The sequence below is a fragment of the Eubacterium sp. AM46-8 genome (assembly GCF_003466705.1).
Lineage (GTDB): Bacteria > Bacillota > Clostridia > Lachnospirales > Lachnospiraceae > Lachnospira.
The window spans coordinates 191,650-212,340 of record NZ_QSEU01000001.1; the positions used below are offsets into that span (position 1 = coordinate 191,650).

Consider the following 20,691-nt stretch of genomic DNA (forward strand, 5'->3'; position numbering starts at 1 on the left):
ATACAAAACGCAAAAACACCATGATACATTTACAATTGGATAAACGTATCATGGTATCTATTATGTATCCGGATATTCAAATATATATTTCTCATACCCATTAATTATTCTGGTATTCTCGTTATACTGATATTCCTGCTTGAACTTAACCTGATATGTCTTATGGATATGTCCATGAATAAAATACTTAGGCTTGTATTTTTCAAGAAGATAATTAAAGCCTTCAAAACCCTTATGCGGTTCATCTGGTCCATCACTTATGCCCGCTGCCGGTGAATGTGTAAGCAGTATATCAAAGCCCCTGTTCTTCTTTATTGAAAGCCACATTTTATTAATTCTGTGATTCATCTCTTTCTGTGTATACTGGTTTTTTCCCTTCTTATAGCGTATAGAACCACCAAGTCCCATAATACGGACACCTTTATACACATATATCTTATTCTCTATATCAATGCATCCATCTGGTGGCTGTATATCATAACAGTCATCATGATTGCCATGCACATAAAGAATAGGTACTTTCGAAAATGATGCAAGAAACGACAGATACTGGGGCTTTAAATCCCCTGCTGAAAGTATAAGATCTATGCCTTCCAATTTTTCCTTTTCGAAATAATCCCATAAGTACTTTGATTCAACATCCGCTAACACAAGTATTTTCATTAATAATTCCCCAGCCACCACTGCAGGCAGCATGCTTTCTATTCTTCTTCTTTGACAACACCCTGAAGTGCCATTTTTAATTTTGCATTATCTGTAAGTTCATCATACTGAGGCAGTCTGCCAACCACATTATCAAGCAGCCAGTCCATAGTAATTATATGTTCAGGATCAATAAGCTTCCCTTCTTCAACCTTTATATTACCATGCTGATCTTTTAATTCACCCTCAAACACTCTGAACCTTGCTTCCTTAAGTTCTTTCTCAAAGAGCTTTACAAGTCTCTTAGTTGCTGATGGCAGACTCTCTGAATATATAAGATCAACAACTCCTGCCGACATTCCCCACCAGTAATTAAGTGCTTTTACATTATCGCCGTCCTCATCCTTGCTCCATGAACCACTCATAATGCTCTGGATAAGCTTCTCATAAAAAACACCCCAGTGCCATACAGGCATAGCCAGATGCTTATCTGAATTACTTGCCTTATACAACCCAAACTTTCTCTTACTCTTGCCCGGAGTTATCATATCCTGATTAGAAATGATGCTTATATTCTTCTTAGCAAGATTCCCCTCAGAATCATTATCCTTAATACTGTTCCATTCAAGGTAAACCTTGGCTCTTGGATTAACAAACTTTACTCCCAATGCAAATGCATTAATATTCGCACATGCCCCATAAACCGGATTATCAGCTATATAACCAACATTATCGTCATCAGCCAGTGAACCGGCAATAATTCCCGTTATAAACTTTGCTTCAAACATTCTAGCATAATATGATCTGATATATTTATGTGAAATGTTAAGAGAACAGTCAAGAATCTTTACTGACGGATGTGCAATTGCGGCTTTAAGTCCAGCCATATTCATCGCCGAAGATGTCACGAATATAAGGTCACAGCCTTTCTCTATAAGTCTGTTGATTGCCGCCTCATCACTCTGCTCCGGTATCACATTCTCCTCAACATATGTCTCTATCTGGTCACCAAATGTATCATCAATATACTGTCTTCCAAGCTCATGTGCATAACACCACTCTGAATCCTGCGGTGTCTTTTCATACACAAATCCAACCTTAAGCTTCTTAACTCCTCCACCCATTGGAAGCAGATAGCTTAATATATTCTTCTTAGGTGCTGCTGCCGGCGTCATCTTAAGTTCCACCTCGCTGTTGTCATCAAGAAGCTCGAATTCAGCCCATGTCTTGGCGACATTCTTTGCCATTTCAGACTTAGTCATCTTCTTAACAGCATCATATCCGTGAATATGAATGAAGCGTAAAAATGAATCTCCTGTTGGGAAATCAAACTTATCCCCTCCTCTTGATTCATAAGCAAGCCTGAAATTAAGATAGCACGAAACAAGATCTTTCTTATCATCCTCATCCATTGGTTCTCCTGGTGTAATTCCAACCAGCTCCATAAGAGTTGTAAAACTGCCCTCTTTACTGAAATATATATCATTTAACTTGGTAGATTTATAAAAATCCATGAATTCATAATATATCTTAACATCAGGATCATCACTGTATTTAGGTATCTTTCTTATAACCTGTGCACTTACTGTCACTGCCTTAAAATACTTAAGTACACTGACTCTTTTATTACCTTCAAGCACATAGAACTTATTCATGTACTCATATACTTTAATATCGTCTCTTATTCCTTCATTCACCTGACTGTCGCTAAGCGAAGCCCACTTTGCTGAAAATTCTGTTCCCCAGTCAAGTATAGGCATGAAGTTGTCTGCAAATGCAGTAGTTCTACCTGCTGTACATGTTCCAACCACAAGTCTTAACGGAATCTGGTCACTTCCAAGACTGACTTCTCTGTCAATAGTGTTTTCATCAATAATATCCTCCAAAACCGGAAGATATGGGTACGTACCCTTATTTACACACGCATGATATTCTTTTTTACCAATCTTTACTGCACTAAGATAATCCTGTACTGACATATCTTCTACCTTTCCTTTCTGTCTGCATTCTACCGTTTAATGTTCCTGTATGTAACATTTGCAAACCGCCATATCTTATTTTTATTTCTACTTACATATATAAAGCTATCACATTTTCGCCAAAAAATACACCTTAAAATTGACTTTTGTTAATTATGCTAGTATCTTATTCGATAGGCTTGAAATTTTTCTATATTTCGGGTCTGGATAAAATGCATGCAGATACGCATTTAAAGAAATGGAGTATACATATGAATATTGAATTTTCTAAGAGAGCTGACCGCTTTGGCAGCAACATTTTTAATATACTTAATCAGAAAAAGAATGACAGACTTGCACAGGGAAAGCCGGTATATAACTTTACTGTAGGAACTCCTGATTTCAAGCCTGATGAATCTGTTATGAAGGTTGTTTCAGAGGCAGCACTTGACCCTGAGAATTACAAGTACTCACTTGGTGATACTGATGAATTACTTGACGCTGTATGCAAATGGTACAAACGCCGTTACAACACCGTTATCACACCTGATGAAGTCACCTCTGTATTCGGAACTCAGGAAGGTATGGCTCATATTGCCCTTGCTTTATGCAATCCGGGAGATTTATGCTTAGTTCCTAATCCGGGATATCCTATATTTGAGATTGGACCATTCCTGTGCGATGCACAGATTGCTTATTACAATCTTCTTCCAGAGAATGATTATCTTATAGATTTTGATTCTATTGATGAAGACACTGCAAAAAGAGCCAAAATGATGGTTGTTTCTTATCCATTGAACCCTGTATGTGCTACTGCACCTGATGAATTCTATGATAAGCTCATCGCATTTGCTAAGAAATATAACATCATTATTATTCACGACAACGCATATTCTGAGATTATATATGACGGACAAATTGGCGGCTCTTTCTTAAGCCACGAAGGTGCTATGGAAGTCGGAGTTGAATTCAACTCTCTTTCTAAGACTTATAATCTTACCGGCCTGCGCCTTTCATTCCTTATCGGAAACCGTGAAATCGTAAGAAAATTCAAAACTGTCCGCTCACAATTCGACTATGGAACAAGTTTTATATATCAGAAAGCTGCTGTTGCTGCACTTAACGGTCCGCAAGGATATGTCGCTGACAACCGTGCCGAATATGAGTTAAGAAGAAATGCTCTCGTAGCTGGAATTAAGAAGCTTGGACTTAAACCTGCTGATGTTAAAGGCACAATGTTTGTATGGGCTGCCATTCCTGAGGGTTATACCAGTTCAGCTGATTATGTTATGGAACTTCTTAATAAGACTGGTGTTTTATGTACACCAGGAAGCAGCTTCGGAAGCCTTGGCGAAGGTCATGTAAGATTTGCTCTTGTACTTCCGCATGAAGAAATTGAGAATATTTTTTCTAATCTGTAATTCACTAAAAAACATAATATACGTACAAAACCCCGTATACTGCAAAACAGAATACGGGGTTTATATGTATATTTGCTATTAACAATCACTGGTGATTAGCCACGGATCTTCTTAACAAGAGCAACAGCCTCTGCTGTCATATCCTTAATCTTGTCAAATTCTCCTGCCTTAATCATATCACCCTTAACCATCCATGAACCACCACAGCAGAAGATCTTATCGCATGATAAGAATTCCTCAAGGTTAGCTGTGTTGATACCACCTGTAGGCATGATTCTTACATTAGTGTAAGCTGCGCACATAGCCTTGATCATCTTGATTCCGCCTGCAGCTGTAGCTGGGAAGAATTTAACTCTTGTAAGGCCTCTCTTAACAGCCTGAGCAAGCTCTGAAGGTGTAACGATACCTGGCATAACAGGAATGTTCTTAGAAATACAGTAATCAACGATTTCTGGATCAAATCCTGGGCTTACGATAACTGAAGCACCAGCTGCTACAGCTCTGTCAACCTGCTCTGTTGTAAGTACTGTACCTGCTGCAAGTACCATATCTGGATATGCTTCATGCATAAGACGGATAGATTCCTCAGCTGCTGCTGTACGGAATGTAACCTCTGCACAAGGAAGACCACCCTCAACTAAAGCCTTAGCTAATGGAAGTGCATCTTTAGCATCATTCAATACTACTACTGGAATTACTCCAAGTTCTTCAAATTTGTCTGCAATATTGCTCATAATTATATAGACTCCTTTCATATTTTCCCAATCTCTGGGATAATTTTGTCCGCAAATATTCTATCACACTCTCAGCGCCATTACAAGCATTATAAATGTTGTTATTCCCTCAGCGACAGCATACGCAAGCCATACACCTGTCATTCCAAAAAGTGCTGACATCACAAAAACCGCGCCTAAAATCAGCACAAACCCTCTTGCCACAGAAACAACTGCCGCTTTAAACGCATCCTCTGTTGCACTGAATGCACCGCCACCTACAATATTAATTCCCGCAAAGAATATTCCAATAAAATATAACTTAACGCCTTCTGTTGCGTAAAGCCTTAACATTTCTGAACCTTCACTGTTAAACACTGCGACAAACTGTTCTGCAAATATAAACAATATACTATACATAACCGCTGCAAGTACAAATGCTGTTGTATATCCCATTCGTTTTAACTGTGTACATCCATCCTTGTCTCCCATGCCGAAACAACTGCTTATAAGTGGCTGACTTCCCTGTGCAACACCATTAAATACCGCAGTTGTGACAATTGCAATATTAGCCACAACTCCGTATGCAGCTACTCCGACATTACCAGTCAGCTTAAGTATTACGAAATTAAAAGCAAGTGTAATGACCGCTGACGACATCTCTCCTACAAATGCCGATACACCAAGCTGGCTTCCTGCCACAAGTTTTCTTACTGAAGGCTTACACACAACAAGCCTGACACTGCTTTTCTTAGAGAAGAAATGTATGCTGCATATTCCCATACCGATAATCGGCGACAAAGCTGTTGCCAGTGCTGCACCTTCCATTCCCAGATTCATCGGAAACATGAGAATATAGTCAAACACTATATTAAACAGACTGCTAAAAAGTGTTGCACTCATGGCAATTCCCGGGGCTCCGTCATTTCTCACAAATGCATTAGTCACATAGTTACACATAAACATCGGTGCAAAACACATGAATATCTTAGTGTAATTATTCCCAACTGCCACAATATGTTCATCAGCTCCTAGAACACGCATGATATCTGCTGAGAAAAATATTCCGGCAAAAACGAATATCATACTTGATATTATGCACCATATTAATGCATTCCAGAAATAATCATCTGCATCTGCATCTTTTTTAATCTTACTAATCGCATACCTTATAGCTGAGCCTACGCCAATCATCTCACCTATTGAGAATATTATACTATATAATGGCATAACAAGATTTAATGCTGTAAGTCCGTCTGCTCCCTTTGCTATAGATATAAAATACGAGTCAGCAAGAACGTAGCATGAAAACCCTATCATTCCGAGAATATTCTGCGATACATATTTAGAAAAATTCTTTCTGTTTTCCTCCTTGCTCATCGAAATCTCCTTAATTAAATAATATAAGTTACAAAAACGGCTCCCGTTGGGAGCCGCATTTTACACACTATCATATCTCTTAACACAAAGCAATTACATGCCCATAATTATTTACTTAGTTCCGAAGATTCGGTCTCCGGCATCCCCAAGTCCTGGGCAAATATAAGCATCTGCGTTAAGCTCTCTGTCAAGATGTCCAATGTATATCTGAACATCTGGATGCGCCTTATGAAGCTTTTCAACTCCCTCTGGGGCAGCTATGATACACATGAACTTAATCTGCTTTCCGCCAACCTTCTTTATCTGGTCAATTGCATCAACTGCCGAACCACCTGTTGCAAGCATCGGATCTGTTACAACAATAGTTCTTTCCTCAATTGGATGTGGAAGCTTGCAGTAATATGGTACCGGCTCATGTGTCTCTTCATTACGATACATTCCAATATGTCCAACCTTAGCAGTTGGTACAAGAGAAAGTACACCAGGAACCATACCAAGCCCTGCCCTTAAGATAGGAACAATTGCAAGCTTACGGCCTGAAATCATAGGTGTCATACAAGTTTCAATAGGTGTCTCAATCTCAACATCTTCTGTCGGAAGGTCTGATAAAGCCTCAAAGCCTTCAAGCATAGCTATTTCTTCAACGAGCTTTCTGAATTCATTAGTTCCTGTTTTCTTATCTCTAAGAATTGAAATCTTATGCTGGATAAGTGGATGTGTAAATATAGTTATATTCTTCTCATTCTCAAAATCCATCATTATTAAGTACCTCCAAATTTTATTGTTATTTACTTATTATCTTCTGATTCTTCTTTTTCAGAGTCTGTGTTCATAACATAAACTCCACGGCTGCTGTCACCTGCTGGATTCTTACCGAATTCATAATCATTACCAGGTAATATAGCATTAAGAAGAATACCTGCTATAGCAGCGATTGCAAGTGCTGTAAGTGTTATAGATGTTCCACCGATTGTAAATGTAAGTCCACCACCGAAGCCTAAACCACATACAAATATAACACCTGCAATAATAAGGTTTCTTGACTTAGTAAGGTCAACCTTGTTCTCAACAACATTTCTTACACCGATAGCTGAAATCATACCATAAAGCATGAATGATATACCACCGATAATTGCTGTTGGCATAGTTGATATAACTGATGAAAACTTAGGTATGAATGAAAGTATAATTGCAAATACTGCTGCAATTCTGATTACTCTTGGGTCATATACCTTAGAAAGTTCAAGAACTCCTGTGTTCTCACCATATGTAGTATTAGCCGGACCTCCAATTGCACCTGCAAATGCTGTTGCAACACCATCACCAATAAGTGTTCTGTGAAGACCTGGATCTGCTAAGTAGTTTTCTTCAACTGTAGCCGAAATAGCTGACATATCTCCGATATGCTCCATCATTGTTGCAATAGCAATAGGTGCCATTACAAGGATTGCTGTTACATCAAACTTCATAAACTGGAACTTTGGAATTCCTACCCATGAAGCAGATGCAATTGATGAGAAATTAAGTATTGCTGAACCATCAGGATTATGTACTCCGCATGCATTAAGAATAAGTGCAAATACATACGAAATTACTACACCCATAAGAATAGGGATAATCTTGAAAAGTCCCTTGCCCCATATATTGAATATAATAATTACAGCAAGTGCAACAAATGCAAGTAACCAGTTAGTTGAAGCATTTGTAATAGCTGAACCTGCAAGTGAAAGACCGATACATATAATGATAGGTCCTGTAACTACAGGTGGAAGGAATTTCATAACTCTGTTGACTCCAACAAGCTTAATTATAAGTGCAAGTACAAAGTAAAGCATTCCGGCAACAAATATACCACCACATGCATAAGCAGCTTTATCATTAGCTGACATTCCAGCATACATACCGCTGTCAAGATTAGCTACTGTGTAGAATCCACCAAGAAATGCAAAGGAAGATCCTAAGAATGCAGGTACTTTGAATTTAGTACACAGGTGGAATATCAATGTACCAAAACCTGCACAGAAAAGTGTTACTGATACAGACAGACCTCTGGTAAGTTCCTCACCACAGGCAGCCTGAAAGTATCCTGATACCAGAATAGGTACAAGAATAGTTGCGCCAAACATGGCAAACATATGCTGAATACCAAGAATCAGCATCTTCGCTTTACCAAGCTTTCTGGCATCACGAATAGGTTCGATTTTCTTTTGTTCCATAATACGCTCCAATCAATATATATTTTCATATTATTATAGAACATAATAAAATTTAGGGCAATGAAAAAATATTCCATTTTACATCCATTTTAAACATTTCGGGGCATGAAAAGCTTTCGCCTTCCATGCCCCGAAACTCGTGTTATGGTCAGAAATTGGATTATTTCTCTTCTGCAATAGCAGCCTGTGCTGCTGCAAGTCTTGCAATAGGTACTCTGAATGGTGAGCAGCTCACATAATCAAGACCTATCTTGTGGCAGAATGCGACTGATGAAGGATCTCCACCATGCTCTCCACAGATACCTATGTGAAGATTCGGATTAACCGGTCTTCCAAGCTTTATTGTCATCTCCATAAGCTTACCTACACCATTCTGGTCAAGCTTTGCAAATGGATCATTCTCAAATATCTTAGATTCATAGTATGCATTAAGGAACTTACCTGCGTCATCTCTTGAAAATCCGAATGTCATCTGTGTAAGATCGTTAGTACCAAAGCAGAAGAAATCAGCTTCCTTAGCAATCTCATCAGCAGTAAGTGCAGCTCTTGGAATCTCAATCATAGTACCAACCTCATATTCAAGGTCGATTCCTGCTGCCTTAATCTCTTCATCTGCTGTCTCAACAACAGTCTTCTTTACATACTTTAATTCCTTAACCTCACAGATAAGCGGAATCATAATCTCAGGCTTAACATTCCAGTCTGGATGTGCCTTCTTAACATTGATTGCAGCTCTGATAACAGCTCTTGTCTGCATCTTGGCAATCTCTGGATATGTTACTGCAAGACGGCATCCTCTGTGTCCCATCATTGGATTGAACTCATGAAGACTTGCAATAATATTCTTAATAGTCTCTACTGACTTGCCCTGTGATTCAGCTAACTTCTTAATATCTTCTTCCTCTGTAGGAACAAATTCATGAAGAGGTGGATCAAGGAATCTGATAGTTACAGGATTACCTTCAAGTGCCTCATAAAGTGCTTCGAAATCTCCCTGCTGATATGGCAGAATCTTATCCAGTGCTGCTTCTCTTTCTTCTACAGTATCAGAACATATCATCTCTCTGAATGCTGCAATTCTGTCCTCTTCGAAGACATATGTTCAGTACGGCAAAGTCCGATACCTTCTGCTCCAAGTTCTCTTGCTTTCCTGGCATCCTTAGGAGTATCTGCATTAGTACGAACCTTTAACTTTCTGTACTTATCAGCCCACTCCATAACTCTTCCAAACTCTCCTGCAATCTTGGCATCAACCGTAGGAATCTGCCCATCATATATGTTGCCTGTTGTACCATCAATAGATATATAATCTCCTTCATGGTATTCCTTGCCTGCAAGTGTGAACTTCTTATTAGCTTCATCCATTGCAATATCACCACAGCCAGATACACAGCAGGTTCCCATACCTCTTGCAACAACCGCTGCATGGCTTGTCATACCTCCTCTTACAGTAAGAATACCCTGTGAAGCCTTCATACCTGTAATATCTTCTGGCGATGTCTCAAGTCTTACAAGAACAACCTTCTCGCCTCTTGCATTCCACTCTTCTGCGTCTTCTGCTGAGAAAACAATCTTACCACATGCAGCGCCAGGAGATGCTCCAAGACCTCTTCCTGCTGGAGTTGCAGCCTTAAGTGCAGCTGCATCAAACTGTGGATGAAGAAGTGTATCAAGATTACGAGGATCAATCATTGCAACTGCTTCCTTCTCTGTTCTCATTCCCTCATCTACAAGGTCACATGCAATCTTTAATGCTGCCTGTGCTGTTCTCTTACCATTACGTGTCTGTAACATGAACAGCTTACCATGCTCTACTGTAAATTCCATGTCCTGCATATCTCTGTAATGTTCCTCCAGAGTTGCACACACATTCTTAAACTGTTCAAATGCTTCTGGGAACTTCTCACTCATTTCCTGAATATGCATTGGAGTTCTTACGCCGGCAACAACATCTTCACCCTGTGCGTTAGTAAGGAACTCTCCAAAAAGTCCTTTAGCACCAGTTGCAGGATCTCTTGTAAATGCAACACCAGTTCCACAGTCATCCCCCATATTACCAAATGCCATAGACTGTACATTAACTGCTGTTCCCCAAGAATAAGGAATATCATTATCTCTTCTGTATACATTAGCTCTTGGGTTGTCCCATGAACGGAATACAGCTTTAATAGCTCCGTATAACTGTTCCTTAGGATCATCTGGGAAATCCTTGCCAATCTTAGACTTATATTCAGCCTTAAACTGTGTTGCAAGCTCCTTAAGATCATCCGCTGTAAGCTCTACATCAAGCTTAACCCCTCTCTCATCCTTCATCTTGTCAATAAGCTCTTCAAAATACTTCTTACCAACTTCCATAACTACATCTGAATACATCTGAATGAATCTTCTGTAGCAGTCCCATGCCCATCTTGGATTGCCAGACTTCTGTGCAATAACATTAACAACAGCCTCATTAAGTCCAAGATTAAGAATAGTATCCATCATTCCTGGCATTGAAGCTCTGGCTCCAGAACGAACAGAAACTAAAAGTGGATTCTCCATATCTCCAAACTTCTTTCCTGTAATCTGTTCCATCTTCTCGATATGTTCGTTAATCTGTCCCATGATCTCATCATTGATCTCTCTACCATCCTCGTAATACTGGGTACAAGCTTCTGTTGTAATTGTGAATCCCTGTGGTACAGGAAGACCGATATTAGTCATCTCTGCCAAGTTAGCGCCTTTACCTCCGAGAAGCTCTCGCATATCTGCGTTACCCTCTGTGAATAAATACACCCATTTCTTACCCATAACAAAACCTCCATAGTTTAATATTCAGTTATTCAAGTAGTCCATTTTCTTTAGGTTGTTAAAATTATAACATAGTAATCATTTTAGTGCAACCACAAATGTACTAAAATTAATACAATTTTATATACAAGCCTTACATTTACAGAATATGCTTAATATGGGAAAATATTCATGCTGTACTAAATAGTACAACAATAGAACCATCACTGAAAACACAATATAAGGAGGATTTTTCTATGCCTAAAGACCCTGTTATGCTTTTAAGCTTTGTCAATACACAACTTCGAGACAATTACAATACATTAGAGGAACTGTGCAAATCTTATATGGTTTCAGAAAAAGAGATAACTGATAAGTTAAAGACAATTAATTATGAGTATAATACTGAAAAGAATCAGTTTATCTAGTTCTGTATAAATATGTCTTAATCTGATTAAAATAGATTGACAGCACTTCATAAATCAGCAAAAGCCTACTAAACTTGCATTACGCAATAGTTTAGTAGGCTTTTATTTCAATATCAGGCTTTATCCCTGAACAGCCCTCGCAGCGGCTCTGGCTGTCAGCTTTCCATCTACAAGGTCAATAACAATATCATCACCTGTATTGATATTGCCTGCAAGTATTAACTTGGCAGCCAGTGTCTCAACTGTCTTCTGAACATATCTCTTAAGCGGTCTTGCACCATACATTGGGTCAAATCCGTTCTCAACTATGAAATCCTTGGCTGCATCTGTAAGAACAATCTCAAGTTCCTTATCTGCAAGTCTCTTGTTAACATCTGCAACAAGAAGATTGATAATATTGCTGATATTATCCTTAGTAAGAGGCTTGAACATAATTATCTCATCAAGACGGTTAAGGAATTCAGGTCTGAAATGATTCTTTAAATCACCCATAACTGCTTCCTCTGCCTCTGGCTTGATTGAGCCATCAGGATTAATGCCTTCAAGCAGATACGAAGAACCAATGTTACTTGTCATTATGATTATAGTGTTCTTGAAATCCACAGTTCTTCCCTGTGAATCAGTGATACGACCATCATCAAGTACCTGTAAGAGGACATTAAATACATCTGGATGTGCCTTCTCAACTTCATCAAAAAGAACAACTGAATATGGTTTTCTTCTTACAGCTTCTGTAAGCTGTCCACCCTCATCATAACCTACATATCCTGGAGGCGCTCCGATAAGTCTGGATACTGAATACTTCTCCATGTACTCGGACATATCAAGTCTTACAATATTAGATTCATCATCAAACAGACTCTCAGCCAGTGCCTTTGCAAGCTCTGTCTTACCTACACCTGTAGGTCCTAAGAACAGGAATGAACCAATCGGCTTAGTCGGGTCTTTAATACCAGCCTTAGACCTTATGATTGCCTCTGTTACCTTAGTAACACCTTCATCCTGTCCTATAACTCTCTTGTGAAGCTGTTCATCAAGATTAAGAGTTTTCTGTCTCTCAGACTCACTTAACTTGCTAACCGGAATACCAGTCCATCTTGATATAATCTTAGCAATCTCTTCCTCTGTAACACTTTCATGAACAAGGCTCATATCTCTGTTACTTGACTTCTTTTCAGCTTCTTCCAAAGCCTTCTGTGCCTGTGGAAGCTTACCATACTGAAGCTCTGCTGCCTTATTAAGATCATATTCTCTCTTAGCCTGTGCTATCTGGGTATTAATCTTGTCAATCTCTTCCTTTAACTTGCTTACCTGATCAACAGAAGATTTCTCGCTGTCCCATTTAGCTTTCTGGATATTGAAATCAGACCTTAATTCAGACAATTCCTTCTGTAATGCGTCAAGTCTTTCCTTACTAAGATTATCAGTCTCTTTCTTAAGGGCAGCCTCCTCAATCTCAAGCTGCATAATCTTTCTTCTCTTCTCATCAAGTTCTGCAGGCATTGAATCAAGTTCAGTCTTAATCATTGCACATGCTTCATCTACAAGGTCAATAGCCTTATCTGGTAGAAATCTGTCTGAAATGTATCTGTCTGACAAAGTAGCTGCACTTACAAGTGCACCATCCGTAATCTTAACTCCATGGAACACTTCGTATCTGTCCTTAAGACCTCGAAGAATTGAAATAGTATCCTCAACTGTAGGTTCATCAACCATAACTGGCTGGAATCGTCTTTCAAGTGCCGGATCTTTCTCGATATACTCTCTGTGCTCATCAAGAGTTGTAGCACCTATACAATGAAGTTCACCACGGGCAAGCATTGGCTTTAACATATTACCTGCGTCCATAGCACCCTCTGTCTTACCTGCACCGACAATAGTGTGAATTTCATCAATAAATAGAATTATCTGACCTTCAGACTTCTTAACCTCATCAAGTACAGCCTTAAGTCTTTCTTCGAACTCACCACGATACTTTGCACCTGCAACAAGCGCGCCCATATCCAGTGCAAAAAGCTTCTTATCCTTTAAGCCTTCTGGAACATCACCTCTCACGATTCTCTGTGCAAGTCCTTCAACAACTGCTGTTTTACCAACACCAGGCTCACCGATAAGAACCGGATTGTTCTTAGTCTTACGGGAAAGGATTCTTATTACATTTCTTATTTCATTATCTCTACCGATAACCGGATCAAGCTTTCCGTCCTTAGCTCTTTCTACAAGGTCAGTAGCATATTTGCTAAGAGTATCATAAGTTGCCTCTGGATTATCCGAGGTAACACTCTGGTTGCCTCTTACTGTCGCAAGGGCTGACAGGAATGATTCCCTGTTAATTCCATATGTCTTAAAAAGCTGCTTGATACCCTTGTTAGGTGCTGCAATCATTGCAAGCATAAGGTGTTCAACAGAAACATATGCATCACCCATTCTCTTTGCTTCATCTTCTGCATTTACTAAAACCTTATTAAGATCATTGCTTACATAAAGCTGTACATTTCCTGAAACCTTATTCTTCTGGCTAAGCAGAGTCTCAATATTCTTAATAAATGTGTCCTTATCAATTCCCATCTTCTCTATCAGGCTCGCGATAAGACTATCTTCTATAGTTAAGAGACTGTACAGAAAATGTTCCTGATCAATCTCCTGATTACCATAATCGTAGGCAATCTTCTCGCACTGGTTAACAGCCTCAATAGACTTCTGTGTAAATTTATTAATGTTCATACGATTACCTCCTTCTGCTACAATGAAATCTTAACTTCACTGTTTAACTATTGTTTTCCTCTTACAATTGATGTTATACATCTCATTGTTAGCACTGTCAAGAGGTGAGTGCTAATGAATTTATTAAAAAAATATAAAGCCTTGGCTCGACCCTTTTTACTGTTGCTTCTTCTGTACTTATGTGCTATACATTGACATTATCAACACCTTAAGATACACTTTCCTATAAAATAATGAATGGAGTATATAACGATGAAAAAAATATATGAAATTATAATTACTATAGCAGTGTGTGCTCTCTGTGTCTGCTCGTTTTTCGCAGTCAGAAGCCAGAGACAGAATCAGAACGAGCTAAATAATCTTGAAAAAGAAGCTGCTCCATATCAGGATGAAATCAACGACATATACGCCGAGCTTCAGTCAAGAAAGCAGAAGCTTGGCAGCCCAGATAACTCCAATGCAGGTGCTACTCTTGCATTCGTTCCTGCTTCTGCCAATGATATTGATACAATCAGAGAACTGATGACCGGTTATAATTTCACGCCAACAATAATTGCTGACTGTTCTATCGACAGCAAAGAGCTGGACTCTATAATAAGAAAATCACAGAATAACAATTACGACATTCTGCTTTCAGGCATGACCTTTGATGATGATGTCCTTGCATCTGCAATAAAAGTCCGCAATAATCTTACTAAGAATAATTATAATCTTAAAGAAACATTTTTCTTAAGACATACATATGATACAGATGAAGCCCGTAAATCATTACTTGATAATGATTACAGCCATCTTGTCTGCTATAACGAAACATTTGCATCAGGAACTGCTTCTAATGGAATGTTATACATTTCCTACAGCTTTATCCGTTCGTCAAATGCTTTTACCAATCTGATTAATCAGGCTATTTCAACTAATAATGATGCCGTAATGATATTTGATTTTGCAGATATGCAGGATGGAACTATTAATGATTCTACTATAACAGGCTTTCTTGAAGAACTAAGCAGTAAGATCAGCGAAGGCTCTATTAATTCATATACTCTTTCACAGGCATTTGAAGCACTCGAGAATGAAGAAACTCTCTCTCAGATTGCCAATGATGAATATGAACAGTATAAAGCAGAGCAGGAATCAAGAATAGCGGAGCTTGAATCCAAAGTTCATGAAATATACGGTTCTCGAAAGAAATAATCCATACAGGCTGAATAATGTTTTGCACAAAAAGGGGCTGTCGCTTTGTTTAATATTAATTTTTAAGATTATAATATTAAAGTCAGGTTTAGGTGCAACCATCATTACACAAATTCATACATTTTAAAAATATTTTTCCAAAAAAATAGTACCACTGGGATTGTTTTTCACAGTAGTACTATTTTAATATATTATCCTATAAGAAGCACAGAAACATCATTAACATTTGTTCCCGTAGGACCTGTTATAATAAGCCCCTCTGTTAGTTTCAATGCATTATAAGCATCATTATTCTTAAGCACTTCAAATATATCTATTCCTTTATTCTTTAAGACTCCTGCTGTATCACCATCGCTATATCCACCTGCCGCATCCGTAGGTCCGTCTGTTCCATCGCTGCCTATACTGAATACTGCTGCATTTAACATTCCCTTAATACCTTCTGCTGCTGATAATGCAATCTCCTGATTTCTTCCGCCTTTACCATGTCCGGTAATATTAACAACAGTTTCTCCGCCTGCTATGTATGCCAGCTTCTTTCCTGACTTACAATGTGTCTTTGCTATAGATGCAAGAAAACTTCCGGCTTCTTTTGCCTGACAGCATAACTGGTCCGTAAGCATTACTGGTTCATATCCATACTTTGAACATTCCCTTGATACTGCACTGCATAATTCACGCACACTTCCATTAATAAATGTTGTTACGTTATCCAGTTTCTTTGGTGTTTCAATATCCATCAGCTTTTTTACATCTGCACTTATATTAAGATTATATTTTTCTACAATGTGCCATGCTTCTTCACATGTTGTTGTATCTGCACATGCCGGACCTGAAGCAATCATATCCAGTGGGTCACCAAGTATATCTGATAATACTATTGATAATACATGCGCCGGTTCACATAATTTTGCAAACCGTCCGCCCTTTACTTCTGATAAGCGTTTTCTTATCGTATTAATCTCAACAATATCCGCGCCGCATGCAAGTAACTGATTAGTTATATCCTGCAATTCTTTTCCTGTAATCTTCGGCTTCTCAAATAAAGCACTTCCTCCACCTGAAAGAAGAAAAAGCACTGTATCATTCTTATTGAGTCCGCTTACCATCTCAATAGCTGCCTGTGTTGCTTTAAATGAATTCTCATCTGGAACAGGATGGCCTGCCTCAAAACATTCTATTCTTTCAATCGGCTCTTTTACATGTCCATACTTCGTTATTACAATTCCTTCATTTATTCTGTCTCCCAGACAGTCACTTGCCGCCTTTGCCATCTGCCATGCGGCTTTTCCTACTGCTACAAGAATAACCTTTCCATCAAATTTAGTATCATTAAGTGTTCTCTTAACTGCTTCATCCGGAAGAACTGCTTTAATTGCCGCATCAATTATATTGTCTGCAACCGCTCTTAATTCTTTATTCATAAGATTCTCCTTCCTGACATTATAATAACCTGTCAACAACATTTATAATTTTGTGTCTGCCAGTTTTTCATAATAATGTATAATTGCACTGTGGTCGCTGCTTCCATCTCCATTATTATGCAGATACTGCATTATTTCCTGAACCTGTGCCGTCATGGGTACTGGAGCTCCAACACTATGTGCACACTCCAGTGCATTATTCAAATCTTTAATATGTAAATCAATTCTGAAGCCCGGTTCTACATTATCCTCTATCATCATTGGAACTTTGGCATTCATAACAGTAGAACCTGCAAGTCCGCCTTTTATTGCCTCAAATACACATTTAGGATCTACTCCTGCTTTCTTTGCCAGAATAAAACTTTCAGAAACTGCCTGGATATTACATGCAACAAGTATCTGATTGGCAAGTTTTGTTGTATTTCCAGCTCCAAGTTCACCACATCTTGTAACTGATGACCCCATATGTGTAAGAATCTGTTTATACTTATCAAATGTTTTCTCATCTCCACCAACCATAAATGCAACTGTTCCATCTATTGCTTTAGGTTCTCCTCCTGACACAGGGGCATCAAGCATATCAATTCCTTTTTCTTTTAATACATCACCAATATATCTGCTGTCGACAGGATTAATCGAACTCATGTCTATAAAACATGTTCCTTTTTTCATATAGCCTGCAATACCATTTTCCCCAAGCATTACATCCTTTACCTGTGGACTGTTTGGAAGCATTGTTATAACTACATCACTTTCCATGCCAATCTGTTTTAAATCACCACTTCTGGCACCTGCCTGTACAAGCTCATCGACATTTTCCTTGTGATGGTCATTAACAATCAATGTGTATCCAGCTCTGCAAAGATTCTTTGCCATCGGTTTTCCCATTATTCCCAATCCAACAAAGCCTATAACCATATATAATCCTCCTGATATTGTTCTAAATGTATTATTATTATAACTTTTATTATATAGAATAATGCGGTCATACTAATAAGTCCATATAGTTCTCATAAGTATAGCCGCATTATGTAACATTTATATTATAAATATATTATAAAATCAATGAAAGAATAAATATTTCAACCATTGCTGCAATACCCATTATTAATGTACATACCGTCTGTGTCTTATATCCCTGTTCAGGATCCATGTCACCAAAATTAGTAACTACCCAGAAGTATGAGTCGTTAGCATGTGATACTGTCATGGCACCAGCGCCTATAGCCATTACACAAAGTACTGTCTTAACAGGTGAAGCAAGTCCAAGTGCACCAAGCAGTGGAGCAATGATACCTGCCGTTGTTGTAATTGCAACTGTCGAAGAACCCTGTGCTGTCTTTAATATTGCTGCAAGAAGGAATGGGAAGAATATTCCAACTGCTGAAAGCACTTCTGCATGCTGTGTAATAAATGCAACCATTGAGCTTGATGAAATAACCTTTCCTAATACACCACCGGCTGCTGTTACAAAAAGTATAGGACCAACTGTCTTTAATGTCTCATTGGTAATATTGTAAAAATCGGACATCTTATGTGCTGTTGCAAGCTGTATTATTGCGAATATTGTACCAACAGCAAGTGCTATAATTGGTTTTCCAAGGAACTGGCATGCTATGTCAAGTGCGCCGGTCCAGCCAGCCATTGATGAAATTGAACCAAGTGCCATAAGAATGATTGGTACAAGAATTGGAGCCAGCGCATTAAATCCATTAGGAAGCTTTCCATACTCTGCAACTAATTCTTCATATGTCTTAGTAACCTCTCCATTGTCTGTTACTTCATCAGCACTCTTTACTCTCTTTCCAATAAACTTAGCATATACAAGACCTGCAATAAGAGGAAATATTGAACATACAACACCAAGTCCCATTACAAGTAAAAGATTATCTCCAACTCCAAGTGTATTAGCGGCTGCTATCGGACCTGGTGTTGGTGGAATAAACACATGAGAAATATAAAGTCCTGCTGAAAGTGCTACTGTCATTGCTACACTTGAAACTGCTGTTCTTTTTACAAGTGCTTTTCTTATTGGATTAAGAATTACAAAACCACTGTCACAGAACACAGGAATTGAAACAACCCAGCCCATAAGCTCTATTGCAAGTTCTGGTCTTTTCTTTCCTACTACCTTAATTACCATATCTGCCAGCTTCAATGCTGCTCCTGTTTTTTCAAGTACCGATCCAATCAATGCACCTAATATAATAACAATACCGATGCTGCTGAATGTACCTGAGAATCCAGCTCCTATAACTGTTGGAATTCCAGACACCTTCGTTCCGTCTGGTTTTACAGTATCAACAAATGGAATCCCTGCCAACATTGCAAGAATAAGTGATACCGCCATAATTGCTAAGAAAGGATGAACCTTAAACTTAGAAATTGCAACTATCATCACAATGATAGCCAAGACAAATGCAATTATTAATGCTACTCCTGTCATAAAAACACCTCATTTCTTTTTTATTGTTGTACGGTTTGCACAAATCTTTGTGCTTTGTATGACACAATAATAGCATGTAAAGTTTAATAGCAAAATGTTACACAGCACATAATATCATTTTTATTTTGTATTATGTAACAATAATGGTAAATCATATTTTTCATTAATTAATTCATCAGTAATTATGTATGCCAGATACAACGCTGGACTTTCTGTTGGTTTCCTGACATCAAGTCCTGTTATTTCTTTCAGTTTTGATATTCTGTATTGTAATGTATTCTTATGAATATACAGATTGTCTGCTGCTTTCTGTATTGATCCCTGTGCATTAAAATACGCTTTCATCAACGCAATATTTTCACATATATCATTATAATCCATATCTTTAAATACCTTCTTTAAATATTCAAGCTTAATCTCTGTCGGTACATTGCTTATTAAAAGTTCAAGACTAATATCCTCATAGCATATAATCTGTTCATGTTTTTCAGCTGCAGCCGTCCATGCCCTATGTGCTTCAACATAAGCTTCATGCATATCATAGCTTTGGGCTGAATCTATACCAATATTCAGTTCAAACTTATCTTTTTCCCACACATATTCTGCCAGCTCTCCTGCAAATTTAACCACATTTTCCGTATCCATATTATCTATGATTATTATCTGTCTTGAAGCATTCCTGAAATGCATTTTATAATTATTTCTCTTTAAAAATGCATCAACATCATTTTCAAATTTTGCAATCTGAGACTGTCCCTGCTGTGAATCTTTAAGGTTGTCCAACTCATCTATGCTGGCAATAAACACTCTTCTTGGCTTATTAATATCTATTCCCAAAGCCATTCCACGGTCTTCTAAATCAGCATTCTTATATCCTCCATTTATAAGCCATTCTTCATAAAAAGCATTCCTTACACGCTTATTCATAAGCTGTCTATAGTTTGCACGACTCTCCATCAAAAGAATTTCCGTCATCTTTTTTAACAGTTTTCCAGACGTTATAACCTCTTCATATCCACCTGTCATTCCTATCACTCCTACTATTCCGCCATCAAGTTCAAGTGGAAGATTAATTCCTTTTTTTATACCTTTTGATAAATCATCTTCATCAATATAATATTCCTCAAGATTTTCAGATATAATCTTATATGCACCATAATGAAAATCCCCTATTCTGGATTTATCACAACTTGCAATTATATGTCCTGTCTCATCCATAAGATTAATATTCTGTTTAACAAGTTTTGAAATTTCTTCAACAATCTGAGTTGCAGAATTCTTTGATATATGCATAACACGTATCTCCTTTTTGATAAGGATGTGACGGATTCCGTCACATATTCTTTCTATATAATATTGTACCATACATTTTATAT

14 protein-coding genes and 1 pseudogene are annotated in these 20,691 nt (G+C 38.1%); 3 read left to right on the top strand and 12 right to left on the bottom strand.

The annotated features are described in order from the left end of the window. Positions 1-60: 60 nt before the first annotated feature. The gene (locus tag DW963_RS00950) at positions 61-663 is read right to left on the bottom strand and encodes a metallophosphoesterase family protein (RefSeq protein ID WP_117913570.1); all 603 of its coding nucleotides are present in this window, start codon (positions 661-663) and stop codon (positions 61-63) included. 38 nt (positions 664-701) lie between these two features. Next, complete coding sequence (locus DW963_RS00955) at positions 702-2,621, bottom strand: BMP family ABC transporter substrate-binding protein (RefSeq protein ID WP_117913500.1); 1,920 nt, start codon at positions 2,619-2,621, stop codon at positions 702-704. A 251-nt stretch (positions 2,622-2,872) separates the two neighbouring features. On the opposite strand from DW963_RS00955, the gene DW963_RS00960 reads away from it, so the two are divergent. After that, positions 2,873-4,021 carry an aminotransferase class I/II-fold pyridoxal phosphate-dependent enzyme gene (locus tag DW963_RS00960; RefSeq protein WP_117913501.1) on the top strand — a complete coding sequence of 383 codons (1,149 nt, stop codon included), beginning with the start codon at positions 2,873-2,875 and terminating at the stop codon, positions 4,019-4,021. 95 nt (positions 4,022-4,116) lie between these two features. Here the strand turns inward: DW963_RS00960 and DW963_RS00965 are convergent, their stop codons facing one another. The 5 genes and pseudogenes from DW963_RS00965 to ppdK form a co-directional block, all read right to left on the bottom strand. Continuing rightward, positions 4,117-4,755 (bottom strand): bifunctional 4-hydroxy-2-oxoglutarate aldolase/2-dehydro-3-deoxy-phosphogluconate aldolase, encoded by a 639-nt coding sequence (locus tag DW963_RS00965; protein ID WP_117913502.1) that lies wholly within the window; start codon positions 4,753-4,755, stop codon positions 4,117-4,119. Between the two features lie 63 nt (positions 4,756-4,818). Further along, on the bottom strand, positions 4,819-6,114 hold the full coding sequence (locus tag DW963_RS00970) for an MATE family efflux transporter (protein ID WP_117913503.1): 1,296 nt from the start codon (positions 6,112-6,114) through the stop codon (positions 4,819-4,821). 111 nt (positions 6,115-6,225) lie between these two features. After that, the gene (gene upp / locus DW963_RS00975) at positions 6,226-6,873 is read right to left on the bottom strand and encodes a uracil phosphoribosyltransferase (protein WP_012739488.1); all 648 of its coding nucleotides are present in this window, start codon (positions 6,871-6,873) and stop codon (positions 6,226-6,228) included. A 29-nt stretch (positions 6,874-6,902) separates the two neighbouring features. Further along, positions 6,903-8,330, bottom strand: coding sequence for a uracil-xanthine permease family protein (locus tag DW963_RS00980; RefSeq protein WP_012739489.1), 1,428 nt, complete (start codon positions 8,328-8,330; stop codon positions 6,903-6,905). A gap of 160 nt (positions 8,331-8,490) precedes the next feature. Beyond that, positions 8,491-11,120: pseudogene (gene ppdK / locus DW963_RS00985) on the bottom strand (pyruvate, phosphate dikinase). Between the two features lie 236 nt (positions 11,121-11,356). On the opposite strand from ppdK, the gene DW963_RS00990 reads away from it, so the two are divergent. Then, positions 11,357-11,527: a DUF4250 domain-containing protein gene (locus DW963_RS00990; protein WP_022097680.1), complete on the top strand. Its 171-nt coding sequence runs from the start codon at positions 11,357-11,359 to the stop codon at positions 11,525-11,527. A 120-nt stretch (positions 11,528-11,647) separates the two neighbouring features. Here the strand turns inward: DW963_RS00990 and clpB are convergent, their stop codons facing one another. Next, positions 11,648-14,251, bottom strand: coding sequence for an ATP-dependent chaperone ClpB (clpB, locus tag DW963_RS00995; RefSeq protein WP_117913504.1), 2,604 nt, complete (start codon positions 14,249-14,251; stop codon positions 11,648-11,650). Positions 14,252-14,503: 252 nt separating this feature from the next. On the opposite strand from clpB, the gene DW963_RS01000 reads away from it, so the two are divergent. Then, a complete protein-coding gene (locus tag DW963_RS01000) occupies positions 14,504-15,445 on the top strand; it encodes a hypothetical protein (protein ID WP_117913505.1) in 942 nt (313 codons plus the stop codon). Positions 15,446-15,636: 191 nt separating this feature from the next. On the opposite strand, the gene DW963_RS01005 is transcribed toward DW963_RS01000, so the two are convergent. From DW963_RS01005 to DW963_RS01020, 4 genes are all read right to left on the bottom strand, one after another. Beyond that, positions 15,637-16,869 (bottom strand): glycerate kinase type-2 family protein, encoded by a 1,233-nt coding sequence (locus DW963_RS01005; RefSeq protein ID WP_117913571.1) that lies wholly within the window; start codon positions 16,867-16,869, stop codon positions 15,637-15,639. Positions 16,870-16,911: 42 nt separating this feature from the next. Beyond that, positions 16,912-17,787: a 2-hydroxy-3-oxopropionate reductase gene (gene garR / locus DW963_RS01010; RefSeq protein WP_117913506.1), complete on the bottom strand. Its 876-nt coding sequence runs from the start codon at positions 17,785-17,787 to the stop codon at positions 16,912-16,914. A gap of 136 nt (positions 17,788-17,923) precedes the next feature. Further along, complete coding sequence (locus tag DW963_RS01015; RefSeq protein WP_117913507.1) at positions 17,924-19,315, bottom strand: GntP family permease; 1,392 nt, start codon at positions 19,313-19,315, stop codon at positions 17,924-17,926. 120 nt (positions 19,316-19,435) lie between these two features. Further along, the gene (locus DW963_RS01020; RefSeq protein ID WP_158568601.1) at positions 19,436-20,608 is read right to left on the bottom strand and encodes a CdaR family transcriptional regulator; all 1,173 of its coding nucleotides are present in this window, start codon (positions 20,606-20,608) and stop codon (positions 19,436-19,438) included. Positions 20,609-20,691 lie beyond the last annotated feature (83 nt).